This window comes from Nocardia seriolae NBRC 15557 (assembly GCF_007990715.1).
GTDB classification, from domain to species: Bacteria; Actinomycetota; Actinomycetes; order Mycobacteriales; family Mycobacteriaceae; genus Nocardia; species Nocardia seriolae.
The window spans coordinates 1-13,563 of the sequence record NZ_BJWY01000164.1 but is presented as its reverse complement, the minus strand read 5'-3'; the positions used below and the strand labels follow the sequence as shown (position 1 = coordinate 13,563).

Genomic DNA, 13,563 nt, shown 5'->3' with positions numbered 1-13,563 from the left:
CGAGTATAAAAAATGAGCCCTACGGCATATAGCGTGCTTGTGATCGGCGAAGTCAGTGGCAACGAACTTGCGTATGCGATCTCCAGCGCAGGCGAGATTTCACCACATGACGTGGACGTATATGATGATAATGGCGATCAAGCTTCGAGGAATTGGGAGGCGCCCGCCTACTGTGGTTACTCCAGGATACTTGGTGATGCACAGTTAGCGCTATTTGTAGAGTTTTCAAATACAATAAAGAATCATCCATCCGACGAAGTCTTTTCGCGGATTGTTGCCAGGAGCATCGGGGGGCAGGTTGTCTATCCTTCCGCTAGCGCCGATCCGGAGGAAGCGTGGCTTGTGGAGCCGGACGGAACGCGAGCTCAAGTCCGGGTCGTCGAGACAGAGGAACAGGATGGGCGAGTTCGGTATGGCATTCTTCGTTAGATACGTCGATGCTTCTCGCCGATCAGACCGGCGTACCCGTTACTGGCTGCCAGCCCACAACCTGAACGCACTATCTTGCCGCGAGCCGCGCTGACCGGACCGGCCAGCGCGGGCGGGGCGAAGATCAACGGGCCGAGCCGATTTGGGGCCGACTGACCTCGTGCATTGCCGATGAGCGTGAGGACTCGCAGTTCCGTGCGCGTGCTTCGGCGATAAGCCCGATAACGTCATTTCAGGAGAGCTGATCTCCGAACCCAACCCACCAGCCTGCGGTCAACGATCGACGGAGGTCCAGATCAAGCATGGAAGAGTCGGTGAAGGTCGTTGCAGGCTCGGTCAATGAGCAGGTTCTTGCCCGTTTTCCACGTCGCAGCGGTTCTACCTTGATGAACCATGCCGCCAACGCGTGTGGAATTGTCACCGACACGTACTGCGATGTGGTGCACGGTCGGCTGGTGCGTGTCATGATGGCCGCACGCTTCAGGCAAGCGCTGGACCGTCTTGCGAAGGGCGTTAGGCCGGCGGTGAGGCTTCCATGGTCCGATGCTCCCTGCTCGGTCGGGGTATGGTCCGTCAGCGTGTTGGAGCACCCGCGGATCGATTGCGGCACTTCTGTCTCCTGTGGGTAAGGAATCGTATGCCTGGCCTGCTTCTCGCCCATGTGGAAGGCTGGCGGGCATGAACCGATTAGGTGGTGCCACGTCGCCCTACCTGCGCCAGCACGCCGGGAATCCCGTGCACTGGCAGGAGTGGGGAGAGGAGGCGATGGCAGAAGCAACCAGGCGGGACGTGCCCATTCTTCTTTCAGTGGGGTACGCATCCTGCCATTGGTAGCTTCGGCCAAACAATCACTGGTGCCACGTGATGGCGCATGAGTCGTTCGAGGACGCGGCTACGGCGGCGGTTATGAACGAGAACTTTGTGTGCATCAAGGTGGATCGGGAGGAGAGGCCCGATCTGGATGCGGTGTATATGAATGCGACCGTGGCCATGACCGGGCAGGGCGGGTGGCCGATGACGTGCTTTCTGACGCCGGAGGGGGAGCCGTTCTATTGCGGGACGTATTACCCGAAGACGCCTCGGCATGGGATGCCCTCGTTCATGCAGTTGTTGACTGCGGTGGGGGATACCTGGCGGAATCGGCGGGATGAGGTGAATGCGGCGGCGGGGCAGGTGGGGGAGGCGCTGCGGCAGCAGACGGCGGGGTTGCCGGATGCGGAGATTCAGGTGGGGGCGGAGTTGCTCGGGCATGCGGTGGGGGCCGTGTCCAAGGAGTTCGATGGGGAGCATGGGGGATTTGTCGGGGCGCCGAAGTTTCCGCCTTCGGCGTTGTTGGAGGGGTTGTTGCGGCATTACGAGCGGACCGGGGATGTCGGTGTGCTGCGGGCGGTTTCGTTCACGTGTGAGCGGATGGCGCGAGGTGGGATCTACGACCAGTTGAGGGGTGGGTTCGCCCGGTACTCGGTGGATGCCGCTTGGGTGGTGCCGCATTTCGAGAAGATGCTGTACGACAACGCGCAGTTGCTGCGGGTGTATGCGCATCTGGCGCGGCGGGAGTTCGACGGGGTGGGGTCGGGGGCCTGGGAATCGTTGGCGCTGAGGGTTACTCGGGAGACGGTGGAGTTTCTGCTGGCGGATCTGGGGACCGAGGAGGGGGCGTTCGCGTCGGTGCTCGACGCGGATACCCATCTCGAACCCGGGCAGCCCGGGGTGGAGGGCGCCACCTATGTGTGGACGCCCGCGGAGCTCAACGGTGTGCTGGGTGCTCTCGACGGGGCTTGGGCCGCAGAGCTTTTCGGGGTGACGACGGCGGGGACCTTCGAACACGGGACCTCGGTGCCGACCCGATACACGGATCCGAAGCCGGGTGAGCGCGAACGGTTCGAAGGCGTGCGGGCGCGGCTGTCGGCGGCTCGCGCGCGGCGGCCGCAACCCGAGCGGGACGACAAGGTGGTCACCGCGTGGAACGGGATGGCGATCGTCGCGCTCGCGGAAGCCGTTGCGGCACACGGTCATCCGGAGTGGATCGAGGCCGCCGCGCGGTGTGCGCGATACCTGGTGGACAGCCACGTGACCGACGGCCGGGTGTGCCGCGCCTCGCTGAGCGGGGTACCCGGTACGGCCCCGGGCGTGCTCGAGGACTACGCCTGGCTCGCGCTGGGACTGCTCGCACTGCACCAAACCAGCACCGGGGACTGGCTTTCCGAGGCGCAGCGCCTGCTCGACGCTGCCATCGACCACTTCGTCGACCCGGAGGCGCCGGGCAGCTGGTTCGACACCACCGACGACGCCGAGACCCTGCTCACCCGCCCCCGCGACCCGCTCGACGGTGCCACGCCCTCCGGCACCTCGGTGCTGGCAGAGGCCCTGGTCACCGCCGCCGCCATCGCCGACACCGATCGGGCGGCGCGCTACCGGCAATTGGCCGATCTGACCCTCACCCGCGGCGCGGTACTACTGGCCCGCGCACCCCGCTCGGCGGGGAATTGGCTCTCCGTCGCGGAGGCATCCGTGCGCGGGCCGATCCAGGTGGCCGTGGCGAATGGTCCGGATGGTGAATCCGGTTGGGGTGCAACCCTATTGGAAGTCGCCCGGCGTGCGGCACCCGGCGGGTCGGTCATCGTCTCCGGGGCCCTCGATTCACAGCCTCTGCTCGCCGATCGTCCCCCGGTGCGCGACGCCGCTGCCGCCTACATCTGCCGAGGTTCGGTCTGCGACCTCCCCGTCACCACCGCCGACGAGGTGCGTGCCGGGCTACTGCCACCGCCCTCGGCCTGATATCGCCGCCGGGAGAGCCTGCCGGGATGCGGGCGGCGGAGCGCGATCGTGCCGTTCAGGATTCGCGATCGGCGCGGTTGCCCGCGCGGATGGCGGCGGGGACGGCGACGAGTACGGCGAGGATGTGGATCGCGCGAAACAGGCCGAGTATCACGGCGTTCGGGGTCCAGCCGGTGAACAGGTCGCCGGGGTGGTCGGCTGACAGGATTGCGCCCAGTGGCTCGACCACCAGGGAGGCCAGGCCAACGGTGCCCAGGCCGACGACGAGAATGCCTCGGGCCCGAAGGCTTCCGAGCAGCATGCGGGCCGCGAGCGCGAAGACCGTCAGGTAGATCGCGGCCCGGATCGCCAGGCCGAGGGCGATGCCCGATATCTGGACGTCGGGCGCGTCGAGAGCGATAGCTGCCCGCCCCAAGGTTTCTCCCACCCCCGCGACGAGCGCCACCACCACCGCCCGATACGCCAGAATCGCCCGCTCCGGCCGCGCCCACGCCGCCGCCGAAGTCCGCTCGAACGCCCCGATTTCAGTCATGCTCCTACTGTCCGACCCGGTACCCCCGCGCCGGATCCCCCGCGAGTACGACATCCCCCAGTCCTCCAGTACGACATCGGGATTCGCCGGGTATGACCAGGGCACCCGCACCCACTCGGATCCAAGATCAGGGAGCTCCAGCCGAGGAGATTCGTCCGATTCCCCGCGCTGGGAGCTCCCTGATCTTGGTGGCGTGGTGAGTGGTTAATGCGTTGCTGTGGCGGGCGGGCGGTTCTACAGTCCGGGAGGTGTTCAGGTCAGGGATTTGTTTGGGGTATTGCCAGGTCCGGGCGGGTGCGCGGGTGATGTGCGAGCGGCTTGATGATCAGTGATCGGCGGCCCGGTCGGCCGCGGGTGCCGGGGGTCGGGGTGCGGCCGGTCGCGGGGCGGCCTGCGGGGCACTGCCGTTGCGGCGGGGTGGCGACGCGACGTCGGTCCAGCCGGGAGTGGGCTCTTTGCGGCCGCGGAGCTGGAGAGTGTCGAGGTGGGTCCAGTTCTTGCGCTCGGCGTCGCAGGCGGCGTCAATGACGGCCTGACTGGCCAGGATGCGGCGGGGGACCTGCTTGGCCTCGGTGGTGAGGCGGGCGGCCTCGTTGACGGCGTCTCCGATGACGGTGAACTCGAGCCGCGTGTCGGTGCCGACGTCGCCGGCGAAGACCAGCCCGCGCGCGATGCCGATGCCGATATCGAGTTCGTCGAGTATGGCCACCTCGTCGCGAATGCGGCGGGCGGCGAGCAGGGCCGGGGTCGCATTGTCGGCCAGCGCGATGGGCGCGCCGAAAATGCACAGTGCCGCATCGCCTTCGAACTTGTTGACCAGGCCGTGGTTGTCCTCGGTGGCCGCCACCACGGTGGACAGCAGCCGGTTCAGCTTGGCCACGAAGTCGTGCGGCGCGAGCTCGGTGGCCATCGCCACCGAACCGGTCACATCCACGAAAAGTGCTGTGACAACGCGCATGTCGCCGGTGAGACTGGCGCTGCCGGACAGCGCACGCTCGGCCACCTCGGTGCCGACGTGCCGTCCGAACACCGTCCGCATGCGTTCGCGCTCACTGAGATTGGCGGCCAGCTCGTTCACCGAATGCTCGAGCCGCCCGATCTCGCTGGTGCTGTTGATGGGCACCCGGGCGTCGAGATCGCCGCGCGCGATCCGGTCCAGCGCGTCGCGCAGCGTGTGCATTGGCGTGGCCACCGCGCGGGCCAGCGCCGCGGTCGCCACCACGCCCGCGGACAGGCCGACGATGGCCAGGTAGATGCCGGTCCGGATGCGGTCGTGGGCGTCGGTGGACGGGTCGGCCAGCACCGTGATCAGCATGAACAGCGGCACCTCGCCCGCCACCGCGAAGGTCACCAGCACCCGCGCCAGCACGGTGTTGCTCCAGTGCCCGGTTTCGTCGAGCACCTCGGCCACCACCGGAATGGTCGGCCGGATGAGCCGGTCCACGATCAGGAAGGTGAGCGCCGCCGATTCCAGCGCGCCGAGCACGAACATGGACAGCACCACCGGGAAGCTGCGTTCCTCGGTGGCGTGCGAGAAGATCGCCGCTGCCACCACCACGCCGGGCAGCCAGATGGCCAGGGCCCGGCCGGTGATCGAGATCGGCAGGCGCAGTAGCCGTTTCGCCTCGCGCTCGGTGGGCGGGCGGCGCTGGTCGAGCCAGCCGAAATAGTGGTGCCGGTCGCGCACGGCCAGCGCGATGCCCATCAGCGCGCCGATGGTCGGATAGATCGACACCTGGATGAAGGTGCTCATGAAGCCCGCCCCGAGCCGGCTCAGGAAGCCGCTCAGGAACAGTTCGGTGGTGATCACCGCGAGGCCGCCGAGGTTGCACGCCATGACGACAGCCGACAGACCCCACCGCGCACGCAGCGCCCACAGGATGAGTCTGCTGGTCACGTCGCAGACTTTAGAGACCTTCGGGCCCGGATTGCACCTTTGTGAGAAATTGCTCCGACCGCCCCGGGATCAGCTCAGCAGCACCAGCCACACGGCGATGTAGTGGCACAGCGCCGCGACCACGGTTGCGGCATGGAAGAACTCGTGATGCCCGAAGACCTCGGGCCACGGATCGGGCCAGCGCGCGGCATACAGAATCCCGCCCACGCTGTAGGCGATGCCGCCCGCGAGCAGCAGGATCACCGGCGTCCAGCCGACATTGCCGATGAGCGTCCCGGCCACCGGGACGATGGCCCAACCGAGCAGCAGATACAGCGGCACCCCCACCCAGCGGGGAGCGGTGGGCCACAGCATCTTCAGGGCCACCCCGGCCAGCGCCCCCGCCCACACGATGGCCAGCAGGACGGTCCCGGCGCTCCCGCGCACCCCGAGCAACGCGAACGGCGTGTAACTGCCCGCGATGAACAGGAAGATCATCGAGTGATCCGCCCGCTTCATCCACATGCGTGCCCGGGCGGTCTTCCAGTGCACCCGGTGGTAGGTCGCGCTGACCCCGAACACCCCGCACACCGTGATCCCGTAGACCAGCGTCGACCAGGCCGCCGTGGCCGACACCGTGGTCGCCACCGAGACCAGCACGATCACCGCGATGGCGGCCACACCGACGGCCCAGGCGTGAATCCATCCGCGCATCCGCGGCTTGACGAGCGTCGGCTCCGCCCGCGCGGTTTCGATCAGACCCACCGCCGGTTCGGCGGGCTGCACAGTGTCGGCCATAAGTTCCTCCTCGGTAACCTACGGTACCGTAGGTTGGCGGGTTCGGGCCCGTCGAGTGGGTGTCGTCGCCAACCGGCTCCGGTGTTCCGGTCTTCTGTCCCGGTCGCTCCGCTGATCGTTGCGGGGGCGTAGGGTTGCGGCGTGAAAGTTGCGAGTCAGGTGCGTGGACTCCCATATCGGATATACGAGGCGCGGCTGACCAAGCAGCTGGCGGGGAAGCAACATCCACGGCATGTCGCCGTGATGTGCGACGGCAACCGACGCTGGGCGCGGGAGAACGGATTCAGCGATATCAGCCACGGCCATCGGGTCGGTGCGCTGAAGATCGCCGAACTCGTCGGGTGGTGTGGCGAGGCGGGCATCGAGATGGTGACCCTCTACCTGCTGTCCACCGAGAACCTGAACCGCGACTCCGACGAACTGGAGACCCTCTTCGAGGTCATCACCGACGTCGTCGACGAACTGTCCGCGCCGGAACAGCATTGGAGCGTCCGCATCGTCGGCGCGCTCGACCAGCTGCCCGCCGAGATGGCGCGCCGACTGAGCGAGGCGGCCAAGTCCACCGAGGGCCGCACCGGCGTGCACGTGAACGTCGCCATCGGCTACGGCGGCCGCCAGGAGATCGCCGACGCGGTGCGCTCGCTGGTCCGCCAGGAGATGGACGCGGGGGAGACCGGCGAGGATCTGGTCCAGTCCATCACCGTGGACGCCATCGGCCAGCACCTCTACACCTCCGGCCAGCCCGATCCCGATCTCGTCATCCGCACCTCCGGCGAGCAGCGGCTCTCGGGATTCCTGTTGTGGCAGAGCGCCTATTCCGAGATCTGGTTCACCGAGGCGTACTGGCCGGAGTTCCGGCGCGTGGATTTTCTGCGGGCGCTGCGCGATTACGCGGCCCGGCACCGCCGCTTCGGGGTATAGAACACGGCGAACCAACGGTTCCGTTGCAGTGCAATGGCTTCCGGGTTCGCCGTAACCTTGCTCGCGTACCGTCGGATTGCATGAGCGAGCTGTACGAGGGGCAGGGTGGCTCCGCGGAAACCCAGGTCGTGGCGGTGCCGTACATCAGTTACGAGGATTTCGGCCGCCGGTTTCTCGACCACGCGGCGTCCCCGCAGCGGATAGCCGGGGCGTTCGAGAAACTCACCGGGGAGGCCTTCGAGTTCGGGCCGATCGGGGCCGGACCGGGCAAGCTCGCGAAACTCTCGGCGGCCGTGCGGCTGGGGCAGCCGAGGCTGAATCGCGAAGTGGGCGACATCATTTCGTTCGACCTGGTGATCCCGCTCAAGGTGGATCTGCTCATCGATCTGGCGGTGGATCGCTACCCGTTCCGCGTGGACGGCACCATTCACCTGCATCTGACCGTCCGCACTGCGGAACCGCTACGGGTGCTCATCGAAATCGACGAGCCGCAGCCCAGCAACGTCCGCATCAATGTCGCCAGCGCCACCCGGCGCGGTGAACTGCTGCGCATCGTGGCCAGCGTCGACCACGAGATCCGCCGCTTCGTGGCGCGCTACATCGCCACCGAGATCTGCAAACCGAACATCCAGGCGGCGACCGCTATCGACGTTGCCGCGCGCCTCGATGCGGCGTGGAAGCTGTGACCCAACGCGACGGCTGATTTCGGGAGGAGAGGGTAACTCGCCGGGTACGTCCAGCGTGGGTGTGGCTCTCACCGCAGGCACGGGTGCGAAACGGTCGACGGCACTTCGCCGCCCGCTGAAGTCTCGGGGAGGCGGGGGAGCCTGGCGGCTCTGACTCGTCCGGTGAGCGTCAGAGCTTGCGCAGCCGCAGCCGGTTGATGGTGTGGTCGGAATCCTTGCGCAGCACCAGGGTCGCGCGCGGCCGGGTCGGCAGGATGTTCTCCACCAGGTTGGGCCGGTTGATGTTGTGCCAGATCTCCTTGGCCTGGTTGACGGCTTCCTGCTCGTTGAAGTTCGCGTAGTGGTGGAAGTGCGAATTCGGGTCCTGGAAGGCGGTCTTCTGCAGCGACAGGAAGCGCTGCACATACCAGTTCTCGATGTCCTCGATCCTGGCGTCCACGTAGACCGAGAAGTCGAACAGGTCCGACACCATCAGCCGCGGACCGGTCTGCAGCACATTGAGACCCTCGACGATGAGGATGTCGGGTTGGCGCACGCAGTGGTATTCGCCGGGCACGATGTCGTAGGCGATGTGCGAGTAGACGGGCGCGCACACCTCGTGCGCACCGGATTTCACCTCGGTGACGAAGCGCAGCAGCTTGCGCCGGTCGTAGGAGTCCGGGAAGCCCTTGCGGTGCATGATGCCGCGCCGGGTGAGTTCGGCTGTCGGGTACAGGAATCCGTCGGTGGTGACCAGATCCACCCGCGGATGGTGGTCCCAGCGCGCCAGCAGCGCCTGCAGCACGCGCGCGGTGGTGGACTTGCCGACCGCGACCGAGCCCGCCACGCCGATGACGAACGGCACCTGGCGGTCGGGGTGGGTCTCGCCGAGGAAGGTGGCGGTGGCGGCGAACAGTCGCTGTCGCGCCGCGACCTGGAGGTGGATGAGACGGGCCAGGGGGAGGTAGACCTCCGCGACCTCTTCGAGGTCGATCTGCTCACCCAGGCCGCGCAGGCCGATCAGTTCTTCCTCGGTGAGCACCAGGGGAGTCGACTTGCGCAGGGTGCGCCACTGCTTGCGGTCGAATTCCACGTAGGGGCTGGGCTCGCTCATCCGTGCCATTACTCGGGTCCCCACATTCGCGCGCCACGACAACAGCTCTCGGGAAGCCGCATCGTCGCCGTGCCCGGCGATCCGGCCAACACTCCACGCATAGGCGAATTGTGCTCGGCCTCAACATCCGGGTGAACACCAGGTGTTGCTACTCGCGAGTAACCGGAGTGGGATCGGCCACATCACAATGCCCGGGCGTGTCCGGTGAGCCTGCGCGACAGGCGGATCCGGGCCGCTGAAGTCCATAATGGTTCGCGGCCCGTCTCGATTCTGGACTGAGTGGAGCGGGGGAGCGAAGCGGAGGAGCGGAGGGAGGGAAGAATCGAGACCTTCTGGGCCGCGAACCCGCCCGGAGCGAAGCGGAGGGCAAATTGAGCAGAGCAGCGCATCCATTGGTCATCGAGTACCTGCGGCTGGGGCTCGCATTCGACCGGCTCGAAGAGGGGTTCGTCGACGCCTTCACCGGCGATCCGGCGCTGCGGGGCGAGGTGGAGAACGCGCCCGCGCCCGAACCGCGCGATCTGGCGCATCGAGCCGCCGCGCTGCGCAAGGAACTTCCCGACGCCGGGCTCACCGCCGAGCGCGTCGAATTCCTGGACGCGCATCTGCGCGCGCTGGAATGCTCCGGCCGCAAATTCGCGGGGGAGGACATCAGCTTCATCGACGAGGTGCGCGCCTACTTCGATGTGGATATCGCGCCCGGCGACACCGAGGACTACCGCGAGGCGCACCGGCAGCTCGACGAGGCGCTGCCCGGCGACGGCGAACTGCTCGACCGCATCACCGCGCATCGCCGGGCCGACGAGATTCCACCGGAGCGGCTGCAGGAATGCGTGGCCGCGTTCTCGGGCGCGCTGCGCGAACTCGTGCGCGAGCGGTATCCGCTGCCGGACAACGAGCACGTGGAATACGAAGTGGTGGGCGACAAGCCGTGGTCGGGCTTCAACTACTACCTGGGCAACTATCAGTCCCGGGTGGCCATCAATTCCGATCTCAAGCAGCACCTGTCGCAATTGCCGCACCTGATCGCGCACGAGTCGTATCCGGGCCATCACACCGAGCACTGCCGCAAGGAGGCCGGGCTGGTCGGTGCCGGGCAGGATGAGCAGACGCTGTTCGTGGTTAACACCCCGCAGTGCCTGATGGCGGAGGGCCTGGCCGATCTGGCGTTGAAGTCGATCGTCGGCCCGGGCTGGGGCCGCTGGGCGCAGGACATCTACGCCGACCTGGGCCTGCGCTTCGATGGCGAACGCGCGGAACGGATTTCGACCGCGTCGGCGAATCTGCTGGGCGTGCGCCAGGACGCGGCGCTGCTGCTGCACGACCGCCGTCGCGATGCCGACGAGGTGGCGGAATTCCTGCAGCGCTGGAGCCTGGTCACCCCGGAGCGGGCGCGGCAGTCACTGCGCTTCCTGGCCTCGCCGCTGTGGCGGGCGTACATCTCCACCTACGTGGAGGGCTATCGGTTGCTGGGAGGTTGGCTGGACCGGGCACCCGATGCGGAAGACCGGTCGGAACGCTTCCGGCGGCTGTTGGACGAACCCCTCACACCCGGCGCTGTCCGGCGAATGTGAGGGGTACTCCCCGAAGTCCGGGGTGTGGGTCAGGCGCCCCAGCCCGCGCAGCCCGCGCCGCCGCTGGACGCGGTGCACATGGCCTTGAGCAGGGTAAAGAGAATGTCCTGGAAACCGCCGCCGGCGATATTGAACAGCATGGCTCCCCCGCCTCCCCGGGCCTTCAGCGCGCGGCTGAGAGCCGTCGGCGTTGGGCATGCGGGCAAGCGGTGGGAGCCGAACCCATTCTGGACGTCCCCGGTGAGTTACCCCGACCGTCGCGAAATCAGTTGTCGCCCTGGCATACGGCTGTGTGATCCGGTTCACTCCCGGTCACCGGTGGTCCGGTGACCACCCTTCCGGGATAGGATCACCGGACCGCGACTGGCGCAGTAGAGGTGGAAGCAACCCCCGGGAAGCACCGAAGTCCGGCACCGCGCGCCTGGGTGCCTGGCGATCCCCGAAGGCATTTCGGGGTACCCGGACCACGGAGGTGCACCATGGGCGATCCCCAGAACCCTGTTCGCGACACACAGAACCCCCTGATCGGCGCGGCGGCATCGGACAATAGACTCGGCGGCGTGACCCAGACGAGCGCCTCTGTGAACAGCCAGTCCCTCGCCGAACTCGACCCCGAGGTCGCCGAAGCGATGGGAGGGGAGCTCGCCCGCCAGCGCGACACCCTCGAAATGATCGCCTCGGAGAACTTCGTGCCGCGCGCGGTGCTGCAGGCACAGGGCAGCGTGCTCACCAACAAGTACGCCGAGGGCTACCCGGGCCGCCGCTACTACGGCGGCTGCGAGAACGTCGACATCGTCGAGGATCTGGCCCGCGCCCGCGTCAAGGAGCTCTTCGGCGCCGAATTCGCCAATGTCCAGCCGCATTCCGGCGCGCAGGCCAATGCCGCGGTGCTGGCGGCGCTGATGAACCCGGGCGAGAAGCTGCTCGGCCTGGATCTCGCGCACGGCGGCCACCTCACCCACGGCATGCGGCTGAACTTCTCGGGCAAGCTGTACGAGGTGCACGCCTACGGCGTGTCCAAGGAAGACCACCGCGTGGACATGGAAGAGGTCCGCAAGATCGCCCGCGACACCCGCCCGAAGGTGATCGTCGCCGGTTGGTCGGCGTACCCGCGGCAGCTGGACTTCGCGGCCTTCCGCGAGATCGCCGATGAGGTCGGCGCGTACCTGTGGGTCGACATGGCGCACTTCGCCGGTCTGGTCGCGGCCGGACTGCACCCGTCGCCGGTGCCGCACGCGCACGTCGTGTCCTCCACCGTGCACAAGACCCTGGGCGGTCCGCGCTCCGGCCTGATCCTGGCCAAGGAGGAGTTCGCCAAGAAGCTGAACTCCGCGGTGTTCCCGGGTCAGCAGGGCGGCCCGCTCATGCACGCCATCGCCGCCAAGGCCGTGGCCTTCAAGATCGCGGGCGGCGCGGAGTTCAAGGAGCGCCAGGAGCGCACCATCTCCGGCGCCCAGATCCTGGCCGAGCGCCTGACCGCGGCCGACGCCAAGGCCAAGGGCATCAACGTCCTCACCGGCGGCACCGACGTGCACCTGGTCCTGGTCGACCTGCGCAACTCGCAGCTCGACGGCCAGCAGGGCGAGGACCTGCTGCACGAAATCGGAATCACCGTGAACCGCAACGCCGTTCCGTTCGACCCGCGCCCGCCGATGGTCACCTCCGGCCTGCGCATCGGCACCCCGGCGCTGGCCACCCGCGGCTTCGGCGACGAGCAGTTCACCGAGGTCGCCGACATCATCGCGGCCGCGCTGACCGGCTCCGGCGACCTGGACTCGCTGCGCCAGCGGGTTTCCAAGCTGGCCCAGGACTTCCCGCTCTACGAGGGCCTCGAGGACTGGCGTCTGCTCGGCTGATTCATCGGAAGGCCGAAAGACCAAGAGCCCGTCGCGATCTCACGATCGCGGCGGGCTCTTTCGTTGTGCGGCTTCATAACCCGGCGGGGCGGGATGGTATTCCCGGGGCGGGGAGACGCTCGGGTCAGAAGGTGAAGAACCGGCGCGGACCCCCGGTGAGCGCGGGGGCGTCGGACCGAACGGTCTCGATCAACTCCTTCGGCGGCGGATTCACCCAGTTCCGTTCCGCGGATCCGTCGCGCAGCACCACGGTCGGCACCGTCTCGTTCCCGTTCGCCACCGAACGGACGAAGGCGGCCGCGTCCGGGTCCTCCCAGATGTCCACCTCGCGGTGCACGATGCCGTGCCGGTTGAGGGCGTTCCGCAGGCGCGCGCAGTACGGGCAGCCCGGGCGGCGATAGACCACCAGTTCGGGAATATCGGCGGTCATGACCGGAGTCTAGATTCCGGCGGGCCCGCCGCGCACCGGCGAATCGGCCTATGCTGCAGGGAGATCGGAGGCTGGCATGACGACCACCGTAATGCTGCTGGGCTTGAAGACCACCGTCGTGGACGCGGTGCGCGAGCGTCTCGACCTGCCGGACATCGAGATTCGCCCCGGTACCGGGCCGGAGGATTTCGAGCAGGCGCTCGCGGAGACATCCATCGATCACGTGATCATGGGCGCGGCGCTGGATCTCGAGGATCGCCTGCGCATCGTGCGCGCGGCCTTCGAGCTCAGCGACCACACCACCGTGCACATGAAGGACTTCGCCTCCGGCCCCGAGGGATTCGAGCCCTTCGCATGTGCCGTGCTGGTCGGTCTGCACGGCACGCCGAACGGCGACTCCTGAAGCTCAGGAATGCTTGGCCAGGTAGTCCAGGTACATCGGCCGCAGCACCTCGCCGAGCTTGCCCTCACCCGCGTGGGCGTAGTCGTCCAGGACGGGCAGCACGTATTTGATGTCGGCCTCGCTCTCGCCGAGATCGCCGGCGGCGGCCTCGGCGGCCGGAATCGACTTCAGCAGCTCCCACAGGCAA

10 protein-coding genes and 2 pseudogenes are annotated in these 13,563 nt (G+C 67.5%); 6 read left to right on the top strand and 6 right to left on the bottom strand.

The features are described from left to right. Window positions 1-1,107 precede the first annotated feature (1,107 nt). A pseudogene (locus tag NS2_RS32405) lies at window positions 1,108-3,207 on the top strand (thioredoxin domain-containing protein). A 55-nt stretch (window positions 3,208-3,262) separates the two neighbouring features. Here NS2_RS32405 and NS2_RS32400 read toward each other — a convergent pair. The 3 genes from NS2_RS32400 to trhA form a co-directional block, all read right to left on the bottom strand. Next, a complete protein-coding gene (locus NS2_RS32400; protein ID WP_033091095.1) occupies window positions 3,263-3,739 on the bottom strand; it encodes a hypothetical protein in 477 nt (158 codons plus the stop codon). Between the two features lie 325 nt (window positions 3,740-4,064). Continuing rightward, a complete protein-coding gene (locus NS2_RS32395) occupies window positions 4,065-5,636 on the bottom strand; it encodes an adenylate/guanylate cyclase domain-containing protein (RefSeq protein WP_261772332.1) in 1,572 nt (523 codons plus the stop codon). A 69-nt stretch (window positions 5,637-5,705) separates the two neighbouring features. Continuing rightward, the gene (gene trhA, locus NS2_RS32390; protein WP_081986343.1) at window positions 5,706-6,413 is read right to left on the bottom strand and encodes a PAQR family membrane homeostasis protein TrhA; all 708 of its coding nucleotides are present in this window, start codon (window positions 6,411-6,413) and stop codon (window positions 5,706-5,708) included. A 141-nt stretch (window positions 6,414-6,554) separates the two neighbouring features. On the opposite strand from trhA, the gene NS2_RS32385 reads away from it, so the two are divergent. Continuing rightward, a complete protein-coding gene (locus NS2_RS32385; protein ID WP_033091093.1) occupies window positions 6,555-7,334 on the top strand; it encodes an isoprenyl transferase in 780 nt (259 codons plus the stop codon). Between the two features lie 80 nt (window positions 7,335-7,414). Beyond that, a complete protein-coding gene (locus NS2_RS32380) occupies window positions 7,415-8,020 on the top strand; it encodes a hypothetical protein (RefSeq protein ID WP_045438056.1) in 606 nt (201 codons plus the stop codon). Window positions 8,021-8,189: 169 nt separating this feature from the next. Here NS2_RS32380 and coaA read toward each other — a convergent pair whose 3' ends face one another. Next, the gene (gene coaA / locus NS2_RS32375; RefSeq protein WP_033091092.1) at window positions 8,190-9,122 is read right to left on the bottom strand and encodes a type I pantothenate kinase; all 933 of its coding nucleotides are present in this window, start codon (window positions 9,120-9,122) and stop codon (window positions 8,190-8,192) included. Between the two features lie 362 nt (window positions 9,123-9,484). Between coaA and NS2_RS32370 the strand changes: the two genes are divergently transcribed. Continuing rightward, a complete protein-coding gene (locus NS2_RS32370) occupies window positions 9,485-10,687 on the top strand; it encodes a DUF885 domain-containing protein (RefSeq protein ID WP_172416846.1) in 1,203 nt (400 codons plus the stop codon). A gap of 560 nt (window positions 10,688-11,247) precedes the next feature. After that, on the top strand, window positions 11,248-12,543 hold the full coding sequence (gene glyA, locus NS2_RS32365) for a serine hydroxymethyltransferase (RefSeq protein WP_033091097.1): 1,296 nt from the start codon (window positions 11,248-11,250) through the stop codon (window positions 12,541-12,543). A gap of 124 nt (window positions 12,544-12,667) precedes the next feature. On the opposite strand, the gene NS2_RS32360 is transcribed toward glyA, so the two are convergent. Continuing rightward, window positions 12,668-12,973, bottom strand: coding sequence for a glutaredoxin domain-containing protein (locus tag NS2_RS32360; RefSeq protein WP_033091090.1), 306 nt, complete (start codon window positions 12,971-12,973; stop codon window positions 12,668-12,670). A 76-nt stretch (window positions 12,974-13,049) separates the two neighbouring features. On the opposite strand from NS2_RS32360, the gene NS2_RS32355 reads away from it, so the two are divergent. Then, window positions 13,050-13,376, top strand: a complete 327-nt coding sequence (locus tag NS2_RS32355) for a hypothetical protein (RefSeq protein WP_033091089.1) — start codon at window positions 13,050-13,052, stop codon at window positions 13,374-13,376. A gap of 3 nt (window positions 13,377-13,379) precedes the next feature. Here the strand turns inward: NS2_RS32355 and NS2_RS32350 are convergent. Then, window positions 13,380-13,563 (bottom strand): annotated as a pseudogene (locus NS2_RS32350) (hypothetical protein); the annotation flags it as partial.